Here is a 25,974-nt window from a genome sequence, read left to right as displayed (position 1 = left end):
GTGCGCCTGTGCCTGCGCATTGACCCTACGCCGGCGTGCGCCAGCCGCAACACACGCATCCGCGCCACCTCCTCGGCGGCTTATCCGTGAAGTTTCGAGACCCTCGCCGGCGCCGCCGCCTCGACCACGCTGCACTTCCACGCGATCGAACCATCGGCCTGACGCACGGCGACCGCGGCTTCGTTGGTACGGCAAATGAGCGGCAAGTACTGGACGCGCTTGCCGCGGTCGGTGCCGCTGTTGCCCTCGCCGCCTTCGCCGCCCGCCATCGCGGTGCCGCTGGCCAACACGGCCAGCAGTGCGCCGATCCGGATCGTCGCGTGGCGCAGCGTCTGTTTGCGCATGGTCGTTCGCTCCCTCGAAAACCGCGCTGCGGCGGCGAAGCGGTCAGCCTGCGCGCGCCTGCGGATCGCGGCAAGCGCCGGCGGACGGGCGGCGCGTCTAGTGCATTGGTCACGTTGACCCGCGCCGTGCGCGGCTTGCATGCTGGCCCCGGCCGGCGGCCGCGACCGGGGGAGACCGCTGCGGCGCCGCCCTCGCACACCGTTGCGACCCGCACGACCCGCACGACACACCCACGCGCGATGCGGCACGGACGGCGCCTCGCCGCTCCGGGCGCACGCCCGCCAACGCCGGAACCGACCATGCCCCGAACGCTCACGACCCGACCGACCGCCGCCGCACCGCTGGCCCTCGCCGTCCTCGCTTGCGCCCTCGCCGGCGCCGCCCAGGCCGCGCCGGCGTCGCCGGCCGAACCCACCGCGCTGCGCTGCGGCAAGCTGTTCGACGCGCGCAGCGGCAAGCTGCTGGGCCCGCACACGGTGACGGTGCGCGACGGCAAGATCGCCGAAGTCCGCGCCGGCCTCAACGACGTCGCCGGCGCGCGCGCGGTCGATCTGTCGCAACACACCTGCACCCCGGGCTGGACCGACCTGCACGTGCACCTGGGCGGCCAGTCCAGCGCGCAGAGCTATTCCGAAGGCTTCCGCCTCGACCCGGTCGACTTCGCCTTCCGCGCGGTCGGCTACGCCAACAAGACCCTGCAGGCCGGCTTCACCAGCGTGCGCGACCTCGGCGGCGAAGTGACCCCGCACCTGCGCGACGCGATCAACCAGGGCCTGGTCGCCGGCCCGCGCATCTGGGCCGCGGGCAAGTCCATCGCCACCACCGGCGGCCACGCCGATCCCACCAACGGCATGAACGACGCGCTCTCGCACCTGATCGGCCCGCCCGGCCCGACCGAGGGCGTGATCAACTCCATCGACGACGCCCGCCAGGCCGTGCGCCAGCGCTACAAGGAAGGCAGCGACGTCATCAAGATCACCGCCACCGGCGGCGTGCTGTCGTACGCCAAGTCCGGCGACGCGCCGCAATTCACTGTGGAGGAAGTAAAGGCCATCGTGGATACGGCGCGAGATTATGGGTACCGCGTGGCCGCGCACGCGCACGGCGAGGAAGGCATGAAGCGCGCGGTGCTCGGCGGCGTCACCAGCATCGAGCACGGCACATATATGAGCCCGGAGGTCATGTCGCTGATGAAGCAGCGCGGCACCTGGTACGTGCCGACCATCTACGCCGGCCGCTTCGTCGCCGACAAGGCCAAGATCGACGGCTACTTCCCCGACGTTGTGCGGCCCAAGGCGGCGCGGATCGGCGCGATGATCCAGCAGACCGCGGCCAACGCCTACAAGAACGGGGTCAAGATCGCCTTCGGCACCGACATGGGCGTGGGCCCGCACGGCGACAACGCGCGCGAGTTCGTCTACATGGTCGAAGCCGGCATTCCGGCCGCAGTGGCGCTGCAGGCAGCGACCATCCGCGCCGCCGAAGTGCTGGGCGTGGACGACCAGGGCGTGATCGAAACCGGCAAGCGCGCCGACATCGTCGCGGTCAAGGGCGACCCGGTCGCCGACATCAACGCGGTGCTGGACGTGGCGTTCGTGATGAAGGACGGCGCGGTTTACAAGCAGGCGTTGTAAGTTCTCGGCGCGCTCGCACACGACGAACCCCGGCCGCGATGCGGCCGGGGTTTTTCTTTGGTCGTTGTTTTGTGATCGCTGCGCCCTGGCCGCCACGCTCTTGCGTTGGCTGCACTGCAGCTTCGAAAGCCCGGACTCCCCGCACCACTCCCAAACCGTCATCCCCGCGAAGGCGGGGATCCAGAGACTTCAGCGCCATGCCTCGATGAAGCCCTGGATGCTCGGCTTCGCCGAGGTAAAGCGGAGCCCGCGTTCGCGGGAATGACGGCAGGTAAGTTTCGCCACGTCCCTTCCAGACCGTCATCCCCGCGAAGGCGGGGATCCAGAGACTTCAGCGTCCTGCCTCGATGAAGCCCTGGATTCCCGCGTTCGCGGGAATGACGATAGGAAGGATTCGCCGCGCTTCGTTCAAAGCCGGATTTCGCTGCAACCTTCCCAAGCCGTCATCCCCGCGAAAGCGGGGATCCAGAGACTTCAGCGTCCTGCCTCGATGAAGCCCTGGATTCCCGCGTTCGCGGGAATGACGATAGGAAGGATTCGCCGCGCTTCGTTCAAAGCCGGATTTCGCTGCAACCTTCCCAAGCCGTCATCCCCGCGAAAGCGGGGATCCAGAGCCTTCAGCGCGATGCCGCGATGAAACCGCGCTCCAGACCGCGCACATCGCCAAGCGAACGCCGCCGCTGTCTCGCCAAAGCGCAGCAAACGCAGTTTCCTCGCGCTCCCCGCTTCGCCCCGAAACCGCCCGCATGCACGCCGGTTTCACATCGACGATCCCAGTTCCGGCAATTCCGCAACGCCTGCGGCGCCATCGGCGCGCGCCGCGTGCGCCCGGTCACGGCGATCGCCGCGGGGGCGTGCCATAACCCCGACGGTCGCGCTTATGCCCACTATCGGCGCGGCGCGATTCGATCCGCAACGCAGGCCCGGCAGCGCCGATGCCGTCGTCGCCCTGCACCGCCGCGCGCACGCACCATCGCCCGCGTTGAGCGTTTTTCCATGCCGTTGCCGCAGCAAGGTCAGCCGCGGGTGCGCCCGCGGCAGGCGCCGATTCCGACCGACCTTGCTGCGGCGCCGGCGCCATCTTCCGCCCGCGCCGGACCACCGGCGCATTTGCCGGGAACCCGCCGATGACCGCCATGCCGCGCCGCCCGCGCAATCGCCGCACCGCCGCGCTCGCCGCGGCCGCCGCCTTCGCGTTCGTATCCGGCTTCGCCGCGGTCTCCACGGCCGCGCCGGTCTGCCGCTGCTACGCCGAGCGCACGCAATGCCTGGCCGAAGCGGTCACCGATCTGGACAAGAAGTTCTGCCGGCTGGAGTTCAACCGCTGCATGGACCGCTTCTGCCCGGCGCCGCCCAACCCCTGAGCGCGGCGCCTCAGCGCGGCGCGCGCGCGGCGGCGATATAAGCCGCCAGCCACGCCAGCAAGGCCACCCGCTGCGCCGGCGCGCCCGGCACCAGGCGCGCATCGGCCGCCAGCACCGCCAGCACCAGCACCGCCGCCGCGGCCAGCGCGATAACGCCGAAACGCCGCCACGCCGGCGCCGCCAGCGAGGCATAGGCGAGCAAGGCCGCGCCGGGCGCGAACGCCAGCCACCACAGCATCCACGCCAGCGCATGCAGGCGGCTGGCGTGCGCATCGAGGTCCTGCGGATCGAGCGAGGCCACGCCCTGCGCGGCCCACGCCAGCGCCGACCACAGCCACAGCCACGCACCGATCCGCGCCGGCGCGCGCAGCCCGCGCGCGGCCCCGGCCAGGCCCCAGGCCACCCACGCCAAGGCCAGTCCCGGCCCGATGTAGCCCAGCAGATTGAACGCCAGCGCGTACGGAATGCCCTGCGCGCCGAGCAACCCGGGCGGATGGCGCCAATGCGAATAGCCGTCCAGCGCCGCGCCGAAGCCGAGCAACGCGGCCACGCAGCACAGCGCCGCGGTCGCGGCGACGAAGAGGGCGCGCGAACGCGCCGGCGGCGGCGCAGTCGCCGTCGATGCCGCCGCCGCAGCGGCGCGCGCAGAGGTCGCAGCGCGGGATCGGGATGAGGCCTTCATCGCGACATGCTAGCGTGCGCGGCTCGCGGCGCGCTTGCCTCGCGCCGCCCGCGTCCCCATTTCGGAACGCATCCGTTTTCGACTCCATGAGCCCGCCGATGACCGCCACTGCCGCCAATCCCCACGTATTCGACGCCACCACCGAACGATTCCAGCAGGACGTGCTGGAAAAATCGCTGAAGGTGCCGGTCCTGATCGACTTCTGGGCCGAGTGGTGCCAGCCGTGCAAGACCCTCGGCCCGATCCTGGAAAAGCTGGCCGGCGAGTACCACGGCGCGTTCGTGCTGGCCAAGGTCGATGTCGAGGCCGAGCAGCAGCTCGGCGCGGCGTTCCAGATCCGCTCGATCCCGACCGTGTACCTGATGAAGGACGGCCAACTCGTCGACGGCTTCGCCGAGGCGCTGCCGGAAAGCGTGGTACGCGAGTTCCTCAAGCAGCACGGCATCGAGCCGGCCGCGCCGGCCGTCGAGGAAGCCCCGGCCGAAGCCGCGCCGGTCGACCCGCACGCCGAAGTCGTGCGCCTGCGCCGCGAAAGCGCCGAGCAGCCCGACAAGCCCGAACTCAAGCTCGACCTCGCCCTGGCCCTGCTGGCCACGGGCGCGGAAACCGAGTCGGAGCAGTTGCTCGACGCGCTGCCGGCGAACCTGGCCACCGACGACCGCAGCGTGCGCGCCCGCGCCAAGCTCGGTTTCCTCAAAGTGGTGCGCGACGCGCCGCCGGCCGCGACCCTGGAAGCGACCCTGGCCGCCGCGCCGGACGACGCCCAGGCGCGCTACCTGCTCGGCGCGCGCCTGATCGCCGCCGGCCAGGACCAGGCCGGCCTGGAGCAACTGATCGACCTGCTGCGCCGCGACCGCGCCTTCCAGGACGGCCTGCCGCGCAAGGCCCTGATCGACGCGTTCCGGGTGGTGGCGGACGAGGATCTGGTCGGGGTGTACCGGCGCAAGATGTCGGCGTTGTTGTTCTGAGGCGCCTTGGGTTAGAGCGCGGGACTCGGGCTTAGCCGAAGCGGCGTTTTCGGCGCTGGCGAGCCCGGAGGACCTCAAGCCCGGCGCTTCGGCGTCGGGCGCACTGGCCTCGTCCCGGCGCTGCCCTTCGGCCCGTGGCTCTCACCGTCCCGGTGCCCACCGCCCGTCATTCCGGCGAACGCCGGAACCCATTTTGATTTGGCTTCTCTGCTTTCGCCCACTCAAAAGAGGCGAAGCGAAGTGGATTCCGGCGTTCGCCGGAGTGACGGCAAGCAGGCCGATCGCCGCGACTGCGCACAACAAACGGCCGCAGCGACAGCCCCTCGCTTCAACAATACGCATCCGTATGGCAGACTGCCCGCGCCCCTCCCCACCCAGGCGCCCATGAAAGCCAGCACCCTTCGCCACGGCCTGAACCTGTGGCCGCCGTTCCTGTTCACCGGCATCCACGTCGCCGCGATCTCGCCCGACTACCGCCACGCCGCGGTCGAGCTGCGGATGCGGCCGTGGAACCGCAACTACGTCGGCACCCACTTCGGCGGCAGCCTGTTCGCGATGACCGACCCGTTCTGGATGCTGCTGGCGATGCAGGCGCTGGGCCGCGACTACATCGTCTGGGACCGCGCCGGCGAGATCGAATTCGTCAAGCCCGGCCGCGGCACGGTGCGCGCCCGCTTCGATCTGGGCGACGACATCCTCGAAGAACTGCGCGCGGCCACCGCCAGCGGCGACAAGTACCTGCGCTGGTTCGAGAACGAGATCCTCGACGCCCAGGGCGAGGTCGTGGCCAAGGTGCGCAAGCAGCTTTACGTGCGGCGCAAGCGCGACCGTTGAGCGGGCGCGGCCGCGCCGGCGCGGCTTTGCGACCCGCGTCGCCATTCCGTCCGCGCCGCTGCGGTATGGAAGCGACTGTCAGAATGCGCGCCTGGGCCCCGCTCAGGCTTGTAAACGCGGGCACTTAAAAGCCACACTAGTCGTCACGCGGGCACTGCTGCGGCGTTATGCTGCGCAGTCGCGACACGGGGCCGCGAATGTCCAACAGCACAATCCAAACCGATGCGCAGCGCGTGCCGATGCCGGAAATCACCGGCTATCGACTGCGCGAGATCATCAACCACGGCGGCTCGTCCACGGTTTACCTGGGCGAGCAAAGTGCGTTGGGGCGCGAAGTCGCCATCAAGATCATGTTGCCGCACGCCCTGGCCGACGAGGTCAGCCGGCGCCGCTTCGAGAACGAAGTGCGCACCATCGCGCGGCTCGAACACCCGCACGTGGTCAGCATCCACGAGGTCGGCCGCACCCGCGACGGCCTGCCCTACTACGCCATGCCCTACCTGCCGCGCGGCCACCTCGGCAAGCGCATCGAGCAGGGCTTCGCCCGCGGCGAGGCCGAGGTGGTCGGCATCGTCGAGCCGTTGCTGGCGGCGCTGGAATACGCCCACGCCCGCGGCGTCGTGCACCGCGACGTCAAGGCCGAGAACGTCCTGTTCGACAATTCCGAACGGCCGCTGCTGGCCGACTTCGGCATCGCCCTGCGCCGCGGCTTCGGCGCGCGCATGACCGCGACCGGCCTGGCCGTGGGCAGCACCGCCTACATGGCGCCGGAGCAGGCGCGCGGCGAAGAGGTCGACGGCCGCGCCGATCTGTACAGCCTGGGCGTGCTGATCTGGGAAATGCTGACCGGCCGGCTGCCGTTCGAGGCGCCCGACGCGCTGTCGATGGCGGTGATGCACGCGCAGAACCCGATCCCGAAGCTGCCGCCGCCGCTCAAGCACTGGCAGCGCTTCATGAACCGCGCCCTGGCCAAGCACCCCGACCAGCGCTTCGAAAACGCCGCCGAGATGGCCCAGGCGGTCGACGAGATCAAGCACCGCGGGCAGATGAGCGGCTTCGGCCGCGCCATGAGCGCGCTGCGCCCGCTCAAGCGCTGGGCCACCCCGGCCTGGGCCGGGCTGGCGGTGGCCGCGGTCGGCGTGGTCGCGGTCGGCTTCGGCCTCAACCGGGTCGAGAAGGACGGCTTCTTCCGGGTCGAATCCAAGCCCGCCGTCAGCGCCGCCGCGGCGCCGGCCGCGCCGGATCCGACCCAGGCGATGATGGCGCCGCTGCCGCAGGCGCCGCTGCAGGATTCGCTGCAGGCCGCGCGCAGCTACATCGGCGAAGGCCGCCTGGCCGCGCCGGCGGACGCCAACGCCTACAACAGCCTGCTCACCGCCTGGCACCTGGACAGCACCAACCCGGAAGTGGCGGTGGTGGTCGAGGAGCTCACCCAGGCCTTCGGCGACGCGCTCGCGCGCGACCTGCGCGAAGGCCGCGACGCCCAGGCGCGCCAGCATCTGGTCAACGCCACCGCGCTGGGCCAGCAGACCGGCACCGCCGACTCGCCGGCGCAGCGCGCGCTGCGCGAAAAGGCCGCGCAGGCGCTGCAGGCGCGGCTGGACCAGGCCGCGCGCCGCGGCGACGGCGGCGACGCCGGCAAGGTGATCGCGCTGGCCGACGAGTTCGCGCTGCCGCGCACGGTCTCGACCAAGCTGGTCGCGCAGGCGCGCGGCATCGCCGGCGACGGCACGGTCGCGCGCGGCACCGTTGCGGCCAGCGCCGCCGCCCCGGCGGCGAGCGTGGCGGTCAGCTTCAACCCGCGTCCGGTCAGCCGCGGCGAGTACGCCCGCTTCGCCAGCGCCAGCACGCGCGCGCCGGCGCTGTGCCGCGAACGCGTGTCGCTGCTGCGCGTGCTCTCGCCCAAGGACTGGAAGGAACCGGGCTTCGGCCAGACCGAATCCGAGCCGGTGGTGTGCGTGTCGATCGCCGACGCCGAGGCCTACGCGCAGTGGTACAGCCAGCAGACCGGCCGCCGCTACCGCCTGCCCACCGCCGAGGAAGCGCAGCGCATGCCGCTCAACGGCGGCCGCTCGCTGTCGATGTGGTCGGCCGATTGCGGGCGCAACTGCCAGCAGCGTCAGGTCGGCGGCAACTCCTGGCGCAGCGCGCAGGCGCAGCGGCCGCTGAGCGCGGGACGCGGCTACGACGATGTCGGCTTCCGCCTGGTGCGCGAGCGCTGAGGCGCGGCGGTGCGGCGGTGACTACGAAGCCCTCCCGCGCGGAGGGCTTTTGCTTTTGTGGGAGGGCCTTCAGGCCCGACGCTTTTCGGTCGGATCTTCGCGACCGGATCGGAAAGCGTCGGGCCTGAAGGCCCTCCCACCACAGCGCGACGCGGCGATTCGAGCGCAGGGCATCGATCTGGAACACCCATCCACGGCAACTCCGGACAGGTCGGCTCCCCTACAATCCGGCCCATGCGCCCGCCCAATCTGCAACGCCTGTTCCTCTCCGGCCTGTTGACCCTGCTGCCGATCTGGCTGACCTGGGTCGTGGTCAAGTTCGTGTTCGTGCTGCTGTCGGACATCAGCAAACCGCTGGTGGAGCCGCTGCTGCAGGACCTGGCCTTCGCCCATCCGCAGGCGCTGGGCTGGCTCGGCGCCGCGTGGGTGCAGACCGCCTTGGCGCTGATCGCCACGGTCGCGGTGATCCTGCTGACCGGCGCGCTGGCCCGGCGCGTGGTCGGCCAGACCCTGCTGCGCTGGTTCGAATCGCTGATCCGCCGGATTCCGCTGGCCAGCACCATCTACGGCAGCGCGCGGCAGTTGCTCGACATCCTGCAGACCAAGCCCGATGGCACCCAGCGCGTGGTGCTGGTGGACTTCCCGCATACCGAGATGAAGTCGATCGGCTTCGTCACCAAGGTCATGCGCGAGGAAGGCACCGGCCGCGAACTGGCCGCGGTGTACGTGCCGACCACGCCCAACCCGACCTCGGGCTATCTGGAAATCGTGCCGGTGGAGAAGATCACCCCGACCGACTGGAGCGTGGATCAGGCGATGAGCTTCATCATCTCCGGCGGCGCAGTGTCGCCGGCGACGATTCCGTTTTCCGTGCCTTCCGCGACCGCCGCCGCGGCCGCGGCCGACCAGGATGTCCCGCGATGAAACCACGCTCCGCGTTTTCGTTCTGCCTCGCCGCCGCGCTGGCCCTGCCCTTCGCCGCCGCCGCGGCGCTGACCCCGCATCCGGTCGCGCTCGACGACGGCCGCAGCTTCAGTCTCGACCTGCCGGCGGAACTCGAGATCGTGCCGGTGGTGCAAGGCCTCAAGCGCGTGCGCTTCTTCGCCCGCAGCCCCGACGGCCGTTTGTTCGTCACCGACATGCACGACCTGAGCGACAACAAGCTCGGCCGCGTGTACGCGCTCGACGGCTGGGACGAAAAGAGCGAGCGCTACACCAAGGTCTCGGTGTACCTGGACAAGCAGCGCAATCCCAACAGCGTCGCCTTCCACACCGACGCCGGCGGCCAGCAATGGCTGTACGTGGCCAACACCGACAAGCTGCTGCGCTATCGCTACCGCAATGGCGATGTGAAGCCCTCGTCCGAAGCCGAGACGCTGGCGACCTTCCCCGACTACGGCCTGAGCTACAAATACGGCGGCTGGCACCTGACCCGCAGCCTCGCCTTCGGCGGCGGCAAGCTGTATGTCGCGGTCGGCAGCAGCTGCAACGCCTGCGTCGAGAAAGAAGACGTGCGCGCGGCGATCTTGCAGATGAATCCCGACGGCAGCGGCCAACGCATCTACGCGCGCGGCCTGCGCAACGCGGTCGGGCTGCTGTACCGCGACGGCAAGCTGTTCGCGACCAATCAAGGCTCCGACCACCTCGGCGACGACAAGCCGGACGAGACGATGTTCGTGGTCAAGGACGGCGCCGATTACGGCTGGCCTTACTGCCACTTCAGCCGCGGCAAAGTGTTCGCCGACCCGAAGTTCCCGCGCAAGGAAGGCTGCGCGAGCGTGCCGAAGCCGTTCGCCTACTTCCCTTCGCATGCCTCGGCACTCGGCCTGACCTGGTTTCCCGCCAGCGACAAGGGCGAGCTGCGCGACGAATTCGCGGTGGCGCTGCACGGCTCCAGCAAGCTCAAGCTCGGCCACGGCTACCGCATCGTCCGGGTCGGCGCCGACGGCCGCGCGCGCGGCGATCTCGTCGCCGGCTTCGTCCAGGGCGGCAAGGCGGTCGGCCGGCCCTGCGACGTGCTCGCGCTGGGCCGCGACAGCTTCCTGTTCACCGACGACAAGTCGGGCGTGATCTACAAGGTGAGGCCGAAGCGGTGAGCGCCAGCGAAACCAGCATTCCGTTCGTCTCCGGCCAGGGCACGCCGACGCTGCAGGACCGCTCGCTGCGCTTGTTCATCGTGCTGTCCTCGTTCTTCTGCGTGAACGCGGCGCTGGCCGAGTTCATCGGGGTCAAGATCTTCGCCCTCGAAGACACCCTGGGCATCGCGCCGCTGCAGTGGAACCTGTTCGGCCAGACCGGCTCGCTGAACTTCACCGCGGGCACCTTGCTGTGGCCGATCGTGTTCCTGATGACCGACGTCATCAACGAGTTCTTCGGCCGCCGCGGCGTGCGCCTGATCTCGTGGCTGGCGGCGATGCTGATCGCCTACGGCTTCTTGTTCGCCTTCGCCGCGATCGCGCTGGCGCCGGCGGGCTGGTGGGTCAAGGCCGCGCAGGCGCAGGGCGTGCCCGACTACCAGGCCGCGTTCGCGGCGATCTTCGGCCAGGGCATGTGGAGCATCGGCGGTTCGCTGGTGGCGTTCATGCTCGGCCAGTTGATCGACGTGGCGGTGTTCCACCGCATCCGCAGCGTCACCGGCGACAAGCACATCTGGCTGCGCGCGACCGGCTCGACCGCGGTGTCGCAGTTGGTCGACAGCTTCGTGGTGCTGTACATCGCCTTCGTGCTGGGGCCGCAGCATTGGCCGATCCCGCAGTTCCTGGCGATCAGCACGGTCAACTACGGCTACAAGATGCTGGCCGCGTTCGCGATGATTCCGCTGATCTATCTGCTGCGGATCTGGATCCACGGCTACCTGGGCCACGAGCGCGCCAAGCAGTTGCGCGACGAGGCCGCGGCCGACTGAGGCGTGCGGCCTTCGGGGCCCAGGCGCGAGGCGTTGCGTGCGGGTCGCGCGCCGCCACCGCGCCGCTGCGCGACGTGAAGCCGGCTTCGCGTCGCGCAGCGCAAATCTCAGTAGTCGCGCACCTCGTCGAACCACTGCTGCGCCAGTTCCTCGCTGACGCCGAGCGCGGCGACGTGGTCGAGCTGGCTGAACTGCCACACCGCCTCGCCGATATCCTCGCGCTCGCTGGTCTCGATGCCTTTGGCCTGGTTGAAGCCGGCGGCGAACGCAAGGATGGCAGCCTTGGCCGCCTCGATGTCCTGCGCTTGCGCCGCCTGCTCCAGCGCCTGCAAGGCCACGTCGTAAGCGGCGTTCGCCGCCTTGGCGCTGCGGCCGCTCCAGGCCACGAACGGCCGCGCGTATTCGCGCTGCCACCACTCGGGCTTGCGCAACTGGCTGACGGCAGCGTAGTCGCTCCATTCGCGGATCTTCGCCCGCGCCTTGAGCTGCGCCTTCAACATCTTTCCGGCCGCTTCGTCGACGTTGTAGGCGATGAAGCGGTCGAGCTTGGGCCAACTCGCGAGCGGCGGCAGCCCGCTCAGCTCCGGCGCGAAGCGGATTTCCAGATTGTCCAGGCCGTCGAGTTTCGCCAGCTCCTCCCAGTCGCAGAAGCCGCCCCACAGCGACAGGCTGTCGAGCGCGGCGAAGCGTTCGATCCCTTTGAGCGAGATCGGCTGGCCGAGCGGGCCGGCATGCAGCGACAACGAGGTCGTCGCTTGCAACAGGCCGAGTTCGGGCAAGACATACGGCGCGTCGCTGCGGCGGCGCGACAGCGTCGGCAGCAGCGACAGCGAGCGCGGCGCGGCGCCGGCGGCGGCGAAGCGCGAGAGATCGCCGGACAGGCTCAGGCTGCTGACCGCGGGCAGGTTCAGCCGCAGATGGCCGCTCAACTCGCCGAGCTTGAGATGCAGCGAGTAGATGTCGGCCGCGCCGGCGTCGATTTCGCGCGCATCGGCGAACGCCGGCGCCCAGCTGAATTGCTCGATGCTGCGCTGCTGCGACCAGGCGAAAAACCCGCTGTCGTTGCCGTAGTAATCGATGTGGCGCGGCCACGGCGAGCCGGCGGGCGTGGCGAAGGGCTCGAACGCGCGCCAATCGATCGCCTCGTCGGCCGCGACGTGCAGATCGGCTTTCTTGCCCATGCGCGCCGGGCCGACGATCAGATTGCCGCGCCCGGGTTCGGTGCGCAGGACATGGCTGCGCGGCGCGGTCAGGTTCAGCACGTAGCGGCCCCAGGCGCTGACCGAACCTGCGGGCTGGGCGGATACATCCAAAGGTGCGTCGGGGGATGCGGGCACGCGGTTCTCCTTTTCCGTGTTCGCGACCGCGGCGGGCGGCGGCGGCAAGGCCGCGCCTGACAGCGGTTCGCGCCTGGATTCTTCGTCAATCCATCGCGGTTGTCATCACACAATGCGTGGTGCCGCGAGCCCGACGCGCGGCCAACTTCGATCCGCAACGCGCGACCGCCGCCGGCGACAGCGCCGCGCCCGCCATGACCTTCGGCCCATGCCCCGCCTGCCCGCGCGCGCGAGCCTGCGGGTCCAACCGTCCGGATCGACCCCATGACCGCTTCCTCGTCCCGCGCGTTCGCGCGCCCGGCCGCGACCTTGCTCGCCGCCGCGCTGGCCCTCGCCCTGCCCGTCGCCGCCGTCGCCGCGCCCGCCGACGCCGCCGCGCCCGCGCCCGGCGTCACCGTGGAAACCAAGGCCGCCAAGCTCACCCGCCTGTACGAGCAGTACTGGGAAGAGAACCTCAAGCTCAACCCGCTGATGGCCACCCAGCAAGGCGATCCGCGCTACAACGACCAGTTGCCCAACATCGCCGGTGCGGCCTATCGCCAACAGCGCCGCGAGTTCTTCCAGCGCTGGCTCAAGGCGGTCGAATCGGTCGGCGCGCAAGGCCTGTCGGCGCAGGATCTGCTGAGCTACGAGATCTTCGTGCGCAACGCCAAACTGGAGCTGGAATCCGATCGCTTCCCGGCCTGGCAGCAGCCGATCAACCAGTTCCACAACTTCGCCGCCAGCGTCGCCCAGTTCGGCTCCGGCGCCGGCGCGCAGCCGTTCAAGACCGTCGCCGACTACGACAACTGGCTCAAGCGCGTGGCCAAGGTGCCGGCGATCTTCGACCAGTTCGCCGCCAACAGCCGCGAAGGCGTCAAGCGCGGCGTGGTCCAGCCCAAGGCGCTGATGGTCAAGGTGGTGTCGCAGCTCGATGCGCTGATCAAGGACAAGCCCGAGGACACCTTGTTCTGGACGCCGGTGAGCAAGTTCCCCGCCGGTTTCTCCGACGCCGACAAGCAGCGCCTCACCCAGGCTTACCGCCAGGCGATCGCGACCGAGCTGATGCCGGCCTACACGCGCCTGCGCGACTACGTGCGCGACGACTACCTGCCCAAGGCGCGCGACAGCGCCGGCCTGGGCGCGCTGCCGGGCGGCGGCGAGTGGTACGCCTTCAACGCGCGCCGCTCCACCAGCACCGCGATGACGCCGGCGCAGATCCACCAGATAGGCCTGGACGAAGTCGCGCGCATCCACGGCGAGATGGACAAGACTATCGCCGCGCTCAAGTTCCAGGGCGGCCGCGCGGCGTTCTTCAAGTTCCTGCAGACCGATCCGCGTTTCGTGTTCAAGGACGAGCCGGCATTGCTGGCGCATTACCGCGGCCTGGAAGCGAAGATCAACAAGCGCATTGCCGAACAGTTCTCGCTGACGCCGAAGGCGCCGTTCGAGATCCGTCCGGTCGAAGCCTTCCGCGCGCAATCGGCGGCCGGCGGCTCGTACATGCGTCCGAGCGAAGACGGCACGCGGCCGGGCATCTTCTACGTCAACACCTATGACTTGCCCACGCGCAAGACCTGGGACGCGGAAGACCTGTACCTGCACGAGGCGATTCCCGGCCATCACTTCCAGTTGGCGCTGCAGCAGGAACTCACCGGCCTGCCCAAGTTCCGCCGCTTCGGCGGCGAAACCGCCTTCACCGAAGGCTGGGGCCTGTACGCCGAATCGCTGGGCAAGGACCTGGGCGTGTACGAAAGCCCGTACGACTACTTCGGCTATCTGCAGAACGAACTGTGGCGCGCGATCCGCTTGGTGGTGGACACCGGCCTGCACAGCAAGGGCTGGACCCGCGAGCAGGTGATCGAATACATGCTGGCCAACTCGGCCGAGAGCGAAACCCAGTCCACCGCCGAAGCCGAGCGCTACATGGCCATTCCGGGCCAGGCGCTGGCGTACAAGATCGGCGAGCTCAAGATCATGGAACTGCGCAAGCGCGCGCAGACCGCGCTGGGGCCGCGCTTCGACGTGCGCGAGTTCCATGCGGAAATGCTCAAGGACGGCGCGGTGCCGCTGGAGATTCTGGAGCGCAAGATCGATCGGTGGATCGAGGGCAAGAAGGCTTGAGGGTTGCCGGCGGGGCTTCGTCGCGTTTACCTCGGCGAAGCCGAGCATCCAGGGCTTCATCGAGGCATGTCTCTGAAGTCTCTGGATCCCCGCCTGCGCGGGGATGACGGCCTGGAGTGGCGCAGTGAAACCCGCCTGCCGTGAAATCCACCTGCCGCGAACCCCACCTACCGTCATTCCCGCGAAGGCGGGAATCCAGGGCTTCACCGAAGCATGGCTCTGAAGTCTCTGGATCCCCGCCTTCGCGGGGATGACGGCTTGGAGTGGCGCGGTGAAATCCGCCTGCCGTTAAACCCGCCTGCCGCGAACCCCACCTACCGTCATTCCCGCGAAGGCGGGAATCCAGGGCTTCACCGAAGCATGGCTCTGAAGTCTCTGGATCCCCGCGTTCGCGGGGATGACGGCTTGGAGTGGCGCGGTGGAATCCGCCTGCCGTTAAACCCGCTTACCGCGAGCCCCACCTACCGTTGTTCCCACGGGAAGAGACACCGCGAAACCCACCTACCGTCATTCCCGCGAACGCGGGCTCCGCTTTACCTCGGCGAAGCCGAGCATCCAGGGCTCCATCGAGGCAAGACTCTGAAGTCTCTGGATCCCCGCCTTCGCGGGGATGACGATCTTGTAGGAACACCGCGGGCATCTCCTTCCAGGAATCACGGCAGCCCACCAAGAACCACAACCCGGCAACTGCACCGCGCCGCCCACAGGCGCTAGGATCGGCTTCTGGCACACGAACCACGCCGCCCCCGCATCCACAAACCAACGCGAACCACACCGCATCCACCCGCCCATCCAACACCCCGCACCGCAACCGGCCACCGCCGATCCCACCCGATCTACCGTTGCTCAGAACCCAAAGCAGAAAAAATGTGACTGAAGGCGCATAATTACGGGTTGCTATGTCCCTTGCCCGCCGGCCGCGCGGCCGGTCTCCGCCGACTTTCTCAGCCACGGATTACGGATGTTCCCCATCGCAACACCCGTAGCAGCGCCCGCGTCCTCCGCCGCCGTCTCGGCGGCGCGCCGGCCGTCTCGCCCGCTCTGGCGCGTCTCGCGTCTGCTCGCCTTCGTCGCGCTGCTCGCGCTGGCGGCGCTGTGCGCGCCGGCGTCGGCGCAGGACTGGAGCTATCGCGTCCGCCCCGGCGACACCCTGTGGGATCTGGGCGCCAAGCATCTGAAGACCGGCATCGACTGGCGCCGCCTGCAGCAGCACAACGGCATCGTCGACCCCTACCACCTGCCGCCGGGCACGCGCATGCGCTTCCCGATCGGCTGGCTGCGGATCGAACCGGCCAAGGCGCGGGTGATCGCGGTGCGCGGCGCGGTCAACTGGCTGGCCTCGGACAAGTCGCCGGCGCAACTGGTCGGCGAGGGCTTGCGCCTGGGCATCGGCAGCCGCCTGGAAACCGGGCCCGGCGCCAGCGCCACGCTCGAATTCGCCGACGGCTCGCGCATGACCGTGCAGGACAACAGCGCGGTGGTGTTCGACGAGCTCAGCAGCTACGGCGCCACCGGCATGGTCGACACGCGCATGCGCCTGCAGCGCGGGCGCGCGACCAACCGGGTCACGCCGGCGCTGGGGCCGGCCTCGCGCTACATCATCGAAACCCCGTCGGCGACCTCCAGCGTGCGCGGCACGCGCTTCCGCATCAGCGCCGGCGATGCCGGCGCGCGCGACGCGACCGAGGTGCTGGAAGGCAAGGTCCAGGTCGGCGCGCAGCGCGGCCAGGTGCTGGTGACGCCGGGCTACGGCACGCTCGCCGGCGGCGGCGATGCGCCGTCCGCGCCGATCGCGTTGCTGCCGGCGCCGCAGCTCGACCCCGCCGCCACCGTGCTCGACCAACTGCCCGCGCGCGCCGGCTGGAACGCGGTGCCCGGCGCCAGCGGCTACCGGGTCGAAGTGGTGCGCGACGACGCGCCGGAGGTGCTGTTGTTCGAACAGTCCACCACCGCCGCCCAGGTGCGCATCGACGATCTGCCGCCCGGCCGCCAGCGCCTGCTGGTGCGCGCGGTCGCGGCCAACGGCCTGGGCGGCCAGGACCTGCTGCAGGCCTTCACCGTCGACGCCGGCCCGGCGCCGCCGCTGACCCTGGCCCCGCTCGACGGCCAGAGCCTGCGCCTGCCGCGGCCGCGCTTCGAGTGGGCCAAGGTCGAAGGCGCTGCGACCAGCCGGGTGCAGATCGCCCGCGACGCCGACTTCGCCGCGCCGCTGATCGACGAAGCCGTGCGCGGCCAGCGCCTGCGCCCGGGGCGCGACCTGGAGCCCGGTTCGTACTTCTGGCGCGTGGCCTCGCGCGACGGCGACGGCCGGCTCGGCCGCTTCGGCAACGCCTTGCCGTTCCAGATCAGCGATGCGCCGGTCGATCCCGGCCTGGAACCGCCGCAGTCCGCGCAGGGCAAGCTGACCCTGCGCTGGCAGCGCGGCGAACCCGGCCAGCGCTACCGCGTGCAGATTTCGCGCAAGGCGGACTTCTCCAAGTTGCTGCTGGAGCGGGAGGCGGATGAACCGCAGATCGAAATCGACCGGCCCGGCAGCGGCGCCTGGCACGTGCGCGTGCAGACCATCGAGGACGACGGCTACGTCGCGCCCTACGGCCCGGCCCAGGAGATCCGCCTGCCCTGCCGCCTGTGCTACGCCGCCGGCGGCGCCGGCGCCTTGCTGTTGCTGCTGGCGCTGTAAGCCGCCCGTGCCGACCAGGGCGCCGATGAGCGCGAACGCATGAGCCCCGCCGCCCTGTCCCGGCTGTTGCGCGCCGGCGCAGCGCTGGGCGCGGCGGCGCTGGCGGCGCTGCTGACGGTCAGCGGCGCGGCCTGGCGCCTGGACGATTTCCTCTACGACCTGCACCTCTCGCACTGGGGCTACCCGCCCGACGGCGACGTGGTGGTGGTGGCGATCGACGACCGCAGCCTCAACGAACTGGGCCAGTGGCCGTGGCCGCGCGACCTGCACGCGCAGATGCTCGACCGGCTCGGCTACGCCGGCGTGCGCGGCGTGGCCCTGGACCTGGTCCTGTCCGAACCCGACCGCAGCGGCGACGAGCGCGACCGCGCCCTGGCCGCGGCGATGCGCCGGCTCGGCCGCGTCGCCCTGCCGGTGACCACCGCGCCGCTGCGCCAGAACGCGCCGCCGGTGGAAGTGCTGCCCACGCCGACGTTCGCCGCCGCCGCGGCGACCCTGGGCCATACCGACATCGAGCTCGACACCGACGGCACCGCGCGCGGCCTGTTCCTCAAGGCCGGCCTCGGCGATGCGCGCTGGCCGGCGCTGGCGCTGGCGTTGATCGCTCAGGACGCGGGCGTGGCGCCCGACCCGCTGCCCGGCCTGCGCCGGCCCGGATCCGAGCGCGGCTCGCCCTATCAATGGACGCGCGACAATTACGTGCGCATTCGTTACGCCGGCCCGCCCGACACCTTCAGCCAGGTCTCCTACGCCGATGTGCTCAGCGGCCAGGTGCCGGCCGAGTTGCTGCGCGACCGCTGGGTGGTGATCGGGGTGACCGCGACCGGGCTGGTGCCGCGCTACCTCACCCCGATGTCCGAGGACGTGCTGATGCACGGCGCCGAATATCAGGCCAACGTGCTGGAGATGCTGCTGCACCGGCGCGCGATCGTGCCGCTGGCGCCGCTGTGGCAAGGCCTGCTGGCCGCGGCGATGCTGCTGGCCGCGGTGCTGGCGATGATCCACCCGCGCGTGCAGCGGCCGGCGCTGATCGCCGGCGCCGCCGCGTTGCTGACCGCCGCCGGCAGCGTCGTGCTGCTGCGCCTGACCGACCTGTGGTTCCCGCCGGCCGGCACCATCGCCACCATCGCTGTGGCCTATCTGGCCTGGCTGATCGGCCACCTGCGCCATTGGCGCCACGAAGCCAACGTCGACACGCTCACCCAGCTCGGCAACCGCCGCCGCTTCGACCACGTGCTGCAACGCGAGCTGGCCAGCGCCCGCCGCACCCGCGCGCCGCTGTCGCTGGCGCTGATCGACGTCGACCACTTCAAGGCCTACAACGACGCCCACGGCCACCGCGCCGGCGACAAGCTGCTGCAGAAGATCGCCGCGGTGATCGCCGCCCACGCGCGCCGCCCGCGCGACCTGCCCGCGCGTTTCGGCGGCGACGAATTCGCGGTGATCCTGCCCGACACCCACGTCGAAGGCGCCGCCCGCGTCGCCGACGCCATCCTCGCCGACATGCGCAAGCTCGACGCGCGCTACGGCGCTCGCGAAGACCAGCGGGTGAGCCTGAGCGTGGGCTTGTACACCTGCGTACCGAGCCCGCACACCCACGTGCGCACCGTATTCGACGGCGCCGATGCGGCCTTGTACCGGGCCAAGGAAAACGGGCGCGATCGGCGCGAGGCGACGCGGTTGGGCGAGGTTTGACGGCCGCATTCGCAGCAGTGCGTCGAACCCACCGTCGCTCGCGCGCCTGAAGATTCAGGCCGTCGCGCTGCGGATGCGCACTCGCTTGCGTAGGGTTTCGTCGAATTCGGCGTCCTCGACACGGATCGCGCCGACAGCGATCGCGTCGGACCGCCACTGTCGGTCGCGAAAGCGTTCTACCGCTCGCTCGCGGCTTTCGCCCAGCGGGTAAACCCGGAACTGCGGGCTGTAGTCGTCGAGCTCGTCGTCGAAGCCGCCATCGAGCAGCCAATAGGCCGCGCCGTCGAAGCCCAGGATCTGGCGAGGGATGTCGTAGAAGTCCCAGTACTCGATGATTTCCAGCGTTGTGCCTTGCAGATCCATGCGGCAGCGATCCCGGTGTGTGGCGATGCCTTCGCAGTAGATCATGAATCGCACAGCGCCCGCGCGCGCGGAACCGAACGACGGCGGCGAAGCTTCGTACGCGACGACAGGCCGCGGGGGCAGCGCGACCTCAAGCCGTCATCCCCGCGAAGGCGGGGATCCAGGGCTTCACCGCAGCATGACTCTGAAGTCTCTGGATCCCCGCCTTCGCGGGGATGACGTTGCGCGCGAGCCACGCTCATACCGCGACGCAACGCAGCGCACGAAGCGATCGCGCAAAAGCCGCCGATCGAAACCGGCGCGCAAAAGAAAAGGCCGGCAATGCCGGCCTTTTCTGTTTCATACGATCACAACCGCGGATCGATCAACCCGCGCTGCGATCCCGGCGCGGACCCGAAGGACCGTTGCCGCCGCCGCGATGCTGCTTCGGACCGGCATGCGCATGACGCGGCGCGGGCTTGCCGTGCGGACGGTGCGCGGGCTTGCGCGGCGCGTTGTTGCCGCGGTTGCCGCCCGGGCCCGGACGACGCGCGCCCGGCGCGTCGGAGCCCATGCGCAGCGGGCGCGTGGGTTCGAAGCCGGCGACGCTGACCATCTCGATGTCGTCCTTGAGGATGCGCTGGATCTGCCGCAGCAGGCCCGCCTCGTCCGGCGACACCAGCGACAGCGCTTCGCCCGTGGCGCCGTTGCGGCCGGTGCGGCCGATGCGGTGGACGTAGTCCTCGGCCACCATCGGCAGATCGAAGTTGATCACCAGCGGCAGGCTCGGGATGTCCAGGCCGCGCGCGGCGACGTCGGTGGCGACCAGCACGCGGGCCTTGTTCGCCTTGAAATCGCGCAGCGCCTTCTGACGCTGGGCCTGGCTCTTGTTGCCGTGGATCGCGACCGACTTCAGGCCGGCGTCCTCGAGCTGCTCGGCCAGACGGTTGCAGCCGTGCTTGGTGCGGCCGAACACGATCACCTGATCGTTCGGGCGCGAGGCCAGAATCTGGATCAGCAGATCGCGCTTGCGGCCGCCGTCGACCGGATGCACGCGGTGGCTGATCGCATCGGCCACGATGTTGTTGGCGGCGATCTGCACCTGCTGCGGCGCGCGCATGAACTCCAGCGCGAGCTGCTTGATCTGGGCCTCGAAGGTGGCCGAGAACAGCAGGGTCTGGCGCGAGGCCGGCAGGCGGCCGAGGATGCGCTTGATCGCCGGCAGGAAGCCCATGTCGAGCATGCGGTCGGCTTCGTCCATGACCAACAGCTCAACGGCGTCCAGCTTGGCGCTGCCACGCTCGAGGTGATCGATCAAACGTCCGGGAGTGGCCACCAGCACGTCGACGCCGCGGCGCAGCGCGTCGAGCTGCGGGCCCATGCCGGCGCCGCCGTAGATGGCGTGCACGTTGAGGCGCAGGTACTTGGCGTAACCGCGCAGGCTGTCGCTGACCTGCAGCGCCAGCTCGCGGGTCGGCGCCAGGATCAGCGCGCGCGGCTTGCGCGGGCCGCCCTGCGGCGCGGCGGTGGCCAGGCGGTGCAGCAGCGGCAGGCCGAACGCGGCGGTCTTGCCGGTGCCGGTCTGGGCGCCGCCGAGCAGGTCGTGGCCGGCCATCGCCAGCGGGATCGCTTCGGCCTGGATCGGGGTCGGGGTGGCGTAGTTCTGTTCGGACAGCGCGCGCAGCAGCGCGGGCGCCAGTCCCAGCGATTCGAACGTCATAGCTTTGGAACTCCAGATGTTCGCGCCGAAGTGCCGGCCGCGCCATGGGCGCGCCGGACCGTAATCGGTCGCGTGATCACTCCAGCGTTCCCTTGAACCGCGCTGCGAGTATCGATTTTTGGACGGCGCCGGAAGCTCCGGGCCGTGTCTGCGCGACGAAAGACGTGCGGGATAAGAAGTCGCGCCGCGGCCTGCGGGGGCCAATGCGGGGCGACGGGCAACCTGGGAAACGTACCCTTGCGGGGAGGCAGCCGTGCGCTGAACGGGGCGCACTCTACGCGAAAACAGTCGCTTACGCCAGTTGCGGGCGGGGCCGGTCAGCCCCGGCTCATTGCGGCCAAGCGCGGACAAGTGCGCTGCGACGGGGCGCGCGCTTGGCTGGACGGGGCTTGGGGACCGGTTGCGGCCGCGGGATTCCGGCGCGGGGGCCCCCGCCCGCAAGGCCCCGCCTGGGCGCGTCCAGCTCCCCGATTGCGACGGCTGGCCGGCGCCCTCCCCGCCCGCCCCGGTTAAGGGCGGGCCGGCTGAACAGGCGCCGTCACAGCTTCTTGCGGTTGTCGTCCGGCACCCGGTCGATCAGCTTGTTGTAGGGGTCGAACCCAACCTCGTACGGCGCCTCATCGACCACCGCCGTCACCGTGAACTCGCCCTGCGCGACGTGCCGCCGCTCCAGGTACAGCACCTTCTCGTCCTCCTCCTTGCCCGAGGCGCCGCGCGCGAACACCCCGACCTCGACCCAGTCGTCCATCCGCCCCGGCGTCTCGCGGCCCTTGCCGTCGGCGTAGCGCTTGGCCGCCTGCACTTGCATGGTCACCTCGTACTTGCCGTCGGCGCGCTTCTTCGACGAAGCCGACAGCACCCGGTTGTCGTAGAAGGCGATCTTCTCGAACAGGTCGGTGATCAGCGCCTGCTGGTCCGGCTTGGCTTCGCGGCGCAGATACGTCAGCAGCTCGGCCGAGGTGGTGTACGGCGGCTGTTGGTAGCCCTTGTCGAGCGCGAACTGCTTGAGCGCGCGGTTGACCGCGTCCTCGCCGAGTTCCTCGCGCAGGCGGTAGAACGCCAGCGAACCCTTGCGGTAATGGACGTATTGCTGGTTCTCGACCCGATACAGCGGCAGTTCCTCGACCCGCTCGCCGGCGCGCTCGGACAGGTAGCGGTCCAGCTCGTACTTGAGGAAGCGGCGCATCTTGGCGCGGCCGTACTCTTTCTCCATCACCATCAGCGCCGAGTACTGCGACAGCGATTCCGACAGCATCGTCGACCCCTGCGCGTCGGCGCCGATGACCTGGTGCGCCCACCACTGGTGCGCCACTTCGTGCGCGGTCACGTAGAACACGTAGTCGACCGCGGCCGGATCGCGCAGGTCGGCGACGAAGCCGATGGATTCGGAGAACGGGATGGTGTTGGCGAAGCTCTGGGCGAAGCGCGCGTAGGCCGGGAACTCGATGATGCGCACCTGGCGGTGCTGGTACGGGGTGAAATTGGCCTGGAAGTAATCCAGCGATTTCTTGGTCGCCGCGATCATCCGATCGACATTGAACTCGTGCTTGGGATCGTAGTAGACCTCGATCGCGATCCCGCCCGGATAGGTGTCGCGCTTGACCTTCCAGTGCGCCGACAGATACGAGTAGAACGGCAGCATCGGCCGGTCCATCGCGTAGTCGAAGCACTTGCGCCCGTCCTTTTCGTACTCGCGCACCAGATAGCCCGGCGACAGCGCGATCTGGTCCGGCGCGGTGCAGATCGAGGTCTTGAAGTCGATCCAGTCGGCGTCGCCGACGATGTAGTTGCGCTGGCGCGCCGACGCGTCCTCGAGCTTGGCCATGCGCGGCACCTCGCCCAGGCCGCGCTTGCGGCGTTCGTTGCGGTCGAGCAACTCGCGGCCGGCGTCGTAGCCGAAGTGCGGGAACACGCTGGAGTTGAAGAAGCTGCCGTTGCCGACCACCGCGTGCTGGCCGGGCTCGTTGCTGAAGCCGCGCTGGGCGAAGGACTGCTGGAACCGCAGCTCGCGCCGTTCGCCCGGCTGCATCGGCTCGCTCAAACGGTAGATGCGGTAGCCCAGGCGCGCCTCGTTGCTGACCAGCTTGGCGCCGCCGAATTCCAGGGCGCGGATATCGGCATCGGGATCGACCGACACATGGAACTCGCGGATCGGCGCGGCATGCGGGTTGAGCAGCGTGTAGCGCCCGCTCGCGCTCATGCTCAGGTCTTCCGGGCGCAGGTCGACATGATTTTCCACGGCGACGATCTTGGGCTGCGGCAAATCCTTGTAGCGACGGAACAAGCGCTCGTAGCGCGCCTGCTCGTCCATCGCCACGTCCGCGGGCGTGTAGCGGTTGAGCACGTTGGTGTTCCAGAAGATCCACGCGCCGGTCGCGAGCCACGCGGCCGCCACGGCCGCCAGCGCCAGCCGCGGCCCGCCGCGCAGACGCTCGCGGGCGAAGCGCAGGCGCTCGCGCCAGCCGCCGGGCGCGCCGCGCACCCACAACGCTCCCGCCAGCATCAGCAGCGCGCCGAGGAACAGGCTCCAATAGGCCTGCAACCACAGCCGCGCGGCCAGGAAGTGGCCGTAGCCGTTCATGTCCGAATACGGCGCCTTGGGCGCGTTGCCGTAGCGGTACAGGTTGTGCTCGAAGTGCAGCATGTTCAGCACGGCCAGCGTCACCACCACCGCGATGGTCAGGCCGTAGCCGATGAAGCGGTTGTTGCAGAACACCTGCAAGGCCAGCGCCAGCCCGCCCATCAGCACGTAGGGAATCGAGGCCAGCAGCAGCCCCTTGAGGTACAGCAGCGGCTCGAGCTGGGTGTAGCCCTTGAACAGCTGCAGCGCCATCGAAGCCACCCCGCCGATGGCCTGGAACGCCAGCACCACCGCAATCAGGGCGACGAACTTGCTCAGCAGCGGCACCCAGTTCGGCACCGGCATCGCGTCGACGACTTCGTTGAGCTTGGCGCTGCGTTCCTTGAACACCAGATCGCCGGCGTAGAACATCGCGATCAGCACCAGCACATAGCTGTAGGTGCCCTGCAAGCCGACCAGCATCAGCGAGGTGGTCGGATACACCTGGGTGCCGTACAGCTGTTGCACGCTGCTGGAGCCGGCGACGAAATTGAGCGTAGCGAAGGCCAGCAGGATCAGGAACGGCACGCTCTTGAACACGCCGGCCGCATCCAGCCGCACGCTGCGCCAGAACTGCGCGCGCGCCGTCGCGCCGCCGAACGCGGGCTTGACCGCCGCGACCCGCGCCACCGCAGGACGTGCGACCGGCGCCGCGGCGGGCTTGGCCTTGCGCCGCAGCCAACCGCGGCCGGTGCCGGTGCGCTGCGGCTTGAACAAGGCGAACGCGGCGGCGGTCATGGCCAGGCCGATGCCGACCCACAGCGCGCGGTTGACCAGCAGATAGCCGGTCAGCTCGGGCAGGCGGCTGTTGAGTTCGGGCGCGGTCCAGTAGCGGGTGGCGCGCGCGAACGCGGTCATGCCGAACGGATCGAGCAGCGACGCCAGCGCTTCGTTCTCCAGATCGCTCACCAGCGTGCCGGCCAGCGCCTGCAACAGATAGAAGCCCATCACGCCCAGGTACACCACCAGCAGGCTGCGCCCGGTTACCGCGAGCAAGGCCAGCAGCGCGCCGATGAACACCAGGTTCGGCAGCACCAGGACCGCGAAGCTCCACAGGTACGGATACAGCGAGAACGGCCCCAGGCGTTCGGGATCGATCCACGGCATCGCCGGCGCGAGCAGCAGGCCCAGCGCGACCATCGCGTAGACCAACAGGCAGGCCAGCATCGCTCCGGCGAAGCGCCCGATCAGGAAATCGCGCTTGCGCATCGGGCTGGAGAAGAACAGGTCGGCCGTGCCCATCTCGAAATCGCGCAGCAACGCGTTGGACACGAACGCGGCGATCGCCAGCAGGCTGAGCAGGCTCATGATGCCGAAAAAGCTCGCGATCGTGGTCGGCGCGTTGCGGTTGATGTTGCCGATGCCGCCGCCGACCTGCACCGCGTCGCTGCTGGCGGCGGCGAACGCGATCAGGCCGAACAGCACCGCCAGCACCCACAGCAGCGGCGAGCGCAGCTGTTGGCGCAGTTCGAAGCGGAAGAATTCGTAGATCATCGCCCGCCCCTCACGCCGCGACCCGCGCCTGCTGGCGCAGGCGCTGGAAGTACACGTCTTCCAGGCCCGGCTCGACCCGCTCGAAGCCGTCCTCCGGCGCCTGCGGACTGAACACATGGATCACCGGCTGGCCGCCGACCAGGCGCGTGGACAGCACGGTGAAGCGGGTCTCGTAGCTGTCGAGCTCGGGCTTGGTCACCTGCTTGCGCCACACCTGTCCGGCCAGCGCGGCGATCGCCGCGTTCGGCTCGCCGCTCAGCAGCACCCGGCCCTTGTTGACGATGGCCATGCTCGGGCACAGGTCGGTGACGTCCTCAACGATGTGGGTGGACAGGATCACCGCGACGTTCTCGCCGATCTCGGCCAGCAGGTTGAGGAAGCGGTTGCGCTCCTCCGGGTCGAGCCCGGCGGTGGGTTCGTCGACGATCACCAGGCGCGGATCGCCGAGCAGCGCCTGGGCGATGCCGAAGCGCTGGCGCATGCCGCCGGAGAAGCCGCCGAGCTTCTGCTTGCGCACGTCCCACAGGTTGACCTGGTGCAGCAGGCCCTCGACCGTTTCGCGCCGCTGCTTGCGCTCGCTCAGGCCCTTGAGCACGGCGAAATGATCGAGCAGATCCAACGCGCTGACCTTGGGATAGACGCCGAAATCCTGCGGCAGATAGCCCAGCAGGCGGCGCACCGCGTCCTTCTCGCGCAGCACGTCGATGACGCGGCCGTCGGTTTCCAGGGTGACGCTGCCGGTGTCGGCTTCCTGCAAGGTCGCCAGCGTGCGCATCAGCGAGGACTTGCCGGCACCGTTGGGGCCGAGCAGACCGAACATGCCGCGCGGAATGTCCAGGGAGATGCCGTCCAGGGCGCGCACCCCGTTGGCGTAGGTCTTGGTGAGGTCGCGGATGGTCAGCATCGGCTGTGGTCTCGGTCAGGGCGGCGAACGGAATCCGGCCCGGCGCAGGCGCATACCTGCGGCAGGCTCGCGATGATGCTATCGATGGCGGAGGGACGGACCATGGCCGATTGGGGGGGATGACC

19 protein-coding genes are annotated in these 25,974 nt (G+C 69.8%); 11 read left to right on the top strand and 8 right to left on the bottom strand.

Features of this window, described 5'->3' with window-relative positions; all coding sequences use genetic code 11:
• Positions 1 to 80: 80 nt before the first annotated feature.
• Positions 81 to 344, bottom strand: coding sequence for a hypothetical protein (locus tag BLU84_RS10045; protein WP_074865964.1), 264 nt, complete (start codon positions 342 to 344; stop codon positions 81 to 83).
• 300 nt (positions 345 to 644) lie between these two features.
• Between BLU84_RS10045 and BLU84_RS10040 the strand changes: the two genes are divergently transcribed.
• Both BLU84_RS10040 and BLU84_RS10035 read left to right on the top strand, forming a co-directional pair.
• Entirely contained in the window at positions 645 to 1,979 is a 1,335-nt protein-coding gene (locus tag BLU84_RS10040) for a metal-dependent hydrolase family protein (protein ID WP_074865960.1), read from the top strand.
• 1,127 nt (positions 1,980 to 3,106) lie between these two features.
• A complete protein-coding gene (locus tag BLU84_RS10035) occupies positions 3,107 to 3,343 on the top strand; it encodes a hypothetical protein (RefSeq protein WP_074865955.1) in 237 nt (78 codons plus the stop codon).
• 10 nt (positions 3,344 to 3,353) lie between these two features.
• On the opposite strand, the gene BLU84_RS10030 is transcribed toward BLU84_RS10035, so the two are convergent.
• A complete protein-coding gene (locus BLU84_RS10030) occupies positions 3,354 to 3,893 on the bottom strand; it encodes a DUF998 domain-containing protein (RefSeq protein WP_139174892.1) in 540 nt (179 codons plus the stop codon).
• Positions 3,894 to 4,123: 230 nt separating this feature from the next.
• Here BLU84_RS10030 and BLU84_RS10025 point away from each other — a divergent pair, with 230 nt between their 5' ends.
• The 3 genes from BLU84_RS10025 to BLU84_RS10015 all read left to right on the top strand — a co-directional run bounded on the left by BLU84_RS10025 (position 4,124) and on the right by BLU84_RS10015 (position 8,049).
• Positions 4,124 to 4,993, top strand: a complete 870-nt coding sequence (locus BLU84_RS10025; RefSeq protein WP_074866617.1) for a tetratricopeptide repeat protein — start codon at positions 4,124 to 4,126, stop codon at positions 4,991 to 4,993.
• A gap of 384 nt (positions 4,994 to 5,377) precedes the next feature.
• Complete coding sequence (locus BLU84_RS10020) at positions 5,378 to 5,827, top strand: DUF4442 domain-containing protein (protein WP_074865952.1); 450 nt, start codon at positions 5,378 to 5,380, stop codon at positions 5,825 to 5,827.
• 197 nt (positions 5,828 to 6,024) lie between these two features.
• Positions 6,025 to 8,049, top strand: coding sequence for a bifunctional serine/threonine-protein kinase/formylglycine-generating enzyme family protein (locus BLU84_RS10015; protein ID WP_074865949.1), 2,025 nt, complete (start codon positions 6,025 to 6,027; stop codon positions 8,047 to 8,049).
• Here BLU84_RS10015 and BLU84_RS28455 read toward each other — a convergent pair.
• Entirely contained in the window at positions 8,010 to 8,189 is a 180-nt protein-coding gene (locus BLU84_RS28455) for a DUF6053 domain-containing protein (protein ID WP_425479347.1), read from the bottom strand. The two genes, BLU84_RS10015 and BLU84_RS28455, sit on opposite strands and share 40 nt — an antisense overlap.
• Here BLU84_RS28455 and BLU84_RS10010 point away from each other — a divergent pair.
• From BLU84_RS10010 to BLU84_RS10000, 3 genes are read left to right on the top strand one after another with little or no spacing between them, the layout of a single operon-like run.
• Entirely contained in the window at positions 8,107 to 8,973 is an 867-nt protein-coding gene (locus BLU84_RS10010; protein ID WP_425479346.1) for a DUF502 domain-containing protein, read from the top strand. The genes BLU84_RS28455 and BLU84_RS10010 overlap by 83 nt on opposite strands.
• Positions 8,970 to 10,145 carry a PQQ-dependent sugar dehydrogenase gene (locus tag BLU84_RS10005; protein ID WP_074865944.1) on the top strand — a complete coding sequence of 392 codons (1,176 nt, stop codon included), beginning with the start codon at positions 8,970 to 8,972 and terminating at the stop codon, positions 10,143 to 10,145. Before BLU84_RS10010 ends, BLU84_RS10005 begins: the two co-directional genes overlap by 4 nt.
• Complete coding sequence (locus tag BLU84_RS10000; protein WP_233431112.1) at positions 10,142 to 10,954, top strand: queuosine precursor transporter; 813 nt, start codon at positions 10,142 to 10,144, stop codon at positions 10,952 to 10,954. Before BLU84_RS10005 ends, BLU84_RS10000 begins: the two co-directional genes overlap by 4 nt.
• Positions 10,955 to 11,061: 107 nt before the next feature.
• On the opposite strand, the gene BLU84_RS09995 is transcribed toward BLU84_RS10000, so the two are convergent.
• On the bottom strand, positions 11,062 to 12,291 hold the full coding sequence (locus tag BLU84_RS09995) for a hypothetical protein (RefSeq protein WP_074866611.1): 1,230 nt from the start codon (positions 12,289 to 12,291) through the stop codon (positions 11,062 to 11,064).
• Positions 12,292 to 12,555: 264 nt separating this feature from the next.
• Between BLU84_RS09995 and BLU84_RS09990 the strand changes: the two genes are divergently transcribed.
• The 3 genes from BLU84_RS09990 (at position 12,556) to BLU84_RS09980 (ending at position 18,769) form a co-directional block, all read left to right on the top strand.
• Positions 12,556 to 14,394, top strand: coding sequence for a DUF885 domain-containing protein (locus BLU84_RS09990; protein ID WP_074865940.1), 1,839 nt, complete (start codon positions 12,556 to 12,558; stop codon positions 14,392 to 14,394).
• A 961-nt stretch (positions 14,395 to 15,355) separates the two neighbouring features.
• Positions 15,356 to 17,074 (top strand): FecR family protein, encoded by a 1,719-nt coding sequence (locus BLU84_RS09985; protein WP_083382470.1) that lies wholly within the window; start codon positions 15,356 to 15,358, stop codon positions 17,072 to 17,074.
• Between the two features lie 39 nt (positions 17,075 to 17,113).
• Positions 17,114 to 18,769 (top strand): CHASE2 domain-containing protein, encoded by a 1,656-nt coding sequence (locus tag BLU84_RS09980; protein ID WP_074865937.1) that lies wholly within the window; start codon positions 17,114 to 17,116, stop codon positions 18,767 to 18,769.
• Between the two features lie 54 nt (positions 18,770 to 18,823).
• On the opposite strand, the gene BLU84_RS09975 is transcribed toward BLU84_RS09980, so the two are convergent.
• From BLU84_RS09975 to BLU84_RS09960, 4 genes are all read right to left on the bottom strand, one after another.
• Positions 18,824 to 19,132, bottom strand: coding sequence for a hypothetical protein (locus BLU84_RS09975; RefSeq protein ID WP_074865934.1), 309 nt, complete (start codon positions 19,130 to 19,132; stop codon positions 18,824 to 18,826).
• A 364-nt stretch (positions 19,133 to 19,496) separates the two neighbouring features.
• On the bottom strand, positions 19,497 to 20,831 hold the full coding sequence (locus BLU84_RS09970) for a DEAD/DEAH box helicase (RefSeq protein ID WP_074865932.1): 1,335 nt from the start codon (positions 20,829 to 20,831) through the stop codon (positions 19,497 to 19,499).
• Between the two features lie 538 nt (positions 20,832 to 21,369).
• Positions 21,370 to 24,945, bottom strand: a complete 3,576-nt coding sequence (locus BLU84_RS09965) for an ABC transporter permease/M1 family aminopeptidase (RefSeq protein WP_074865929.1) — start codon at positions 24,943 to 24,945, stop codon at positions 21,370 to 21,372.
• A gap of 10 nt (positions 24,946 to 24,955) precedes the next feature.
• On the bottom strand, positions 24,956 to 25,849 hold the full coding sequence (locus BLU84_RS09960) for an ABC transporter ATP-binding protein (RefSeq protein WP_074865924.1): 894 nt from the start codon (positions 25,847 to 25,849) through the stop codon (positions 24,956 to 24,958).
• Between the last annotated feature and the right edge of the window lie 125 nt (positions 25,850 to 25,974).

The sequence above is a fragment of the Lysobacter enzymogenes genome, from assembly GCF_900106525.1.
In the GTDB taxonomy this organism is placed as follows: Bacteria; Pseudomonadota; Gammaproteobacteria; order Xanthomonadales; family Xanthomonadaceae; genus Lysobacter; species Lysobacter enzymogenes.
This window is presented reverse-complemented; position numbering and strand designations above follow the sequence as displayed.

Coding starts and splice junctions, on each gene's coding strand:
- BLU84_RS10045 (WP_074865964.1), bottom strand. CDS start 344: ATGCGCAAACAGACGCTGCGCCACGCGACGATCCGGATCGGCGCACTG.
- BLU84_RS10040 (WP_074865960.1), top strand. CDS start 645: ATGCCCCGAACGCTCACGACCCGACCGACCGCCGCCGCACCGCTGGCC.
- BLU84_RS10035 (WP_074865955.1), top strand. CDS start 3,107: ATGACCGCCATGCCGCGCCGCCCGCGCAATCGCCGCACCGCCGCGCTC.
- BLU84_RS10025 (WP_074866617.1), top strand. CDS start 4,124: ATGACCGCCACTGCCGCCAATCCCCACGTATTCGACGCCACCACCGAA.
- BLU84_RS10020 (WP_074865952.1), top strand. CDS start 5,378: ATGAAAGCCAGCACCCTTCGCCACGGCCTGAACCTGTGGCCGCCGTTC.
- BLU84_RS10015 (WP_074865949.1), top strand. CDS start 6,025: ATGTCCAACAGCACAATCCAAACCGATGCGCAGCGCGTGCCGATGCCG.
- BLU84_RS10005 (WP_074865944.1), top strand. CDS start 8,970: ATGAAACCACGCTCCGCGTTTTCGTTCTGCCTCGCCGCCGCGCTGGCC.
- BLU84_RS09990 (WP_074865940.1), top strand. CDS start 12,556: ATGACCGCTTCCTCGTCCCGCGCGTTCGCGCGCCCGGCCGCGACCTTG.
- BLU84_RS09985 (WP_083382470.1), top strand. CDS start 15,356: ATGTTCCCCATCGCAACACCCGTAGCAGCGCCCGCGTCCTCCGCCGCC.
- BLU84_RS09980 (WP_074865937.1), top strand. CDS start 17,114: ATGAGCCCCGCCGCCCTGTCCCGGCTGTTGCGCGCCGGCGCAGCGCTG.
- BLU84_RS09975 (WP_074865934.1), bottom strand. CDS start 19,132: ATGGATCTGCAAGGCACAACGCTGGAAATCATCGAGTACTGGGACTTC.
- BLU84_RS09970 (WP_074865932.1), bottom strand. CDS start 20,831: ATGACGTTCGAATCGCTGGGACTGGCGCCCGCGCTGCTGCGCGCGCTG.
- BLU84_RS09965 (WP_074865929.1), bottom strand. CDS start 24,945: ATGATCTACGAATTCTTCCGCTTCGAACTGCGCCAACAGCTGCGCTCG.
- BLU84_RS09960 (WP_074865924.1), bottom strand. CDS start 25,849: ATGCTGACCATCCGCGACCTCACCAAGACCTACGCCAACGGGGTGCGC.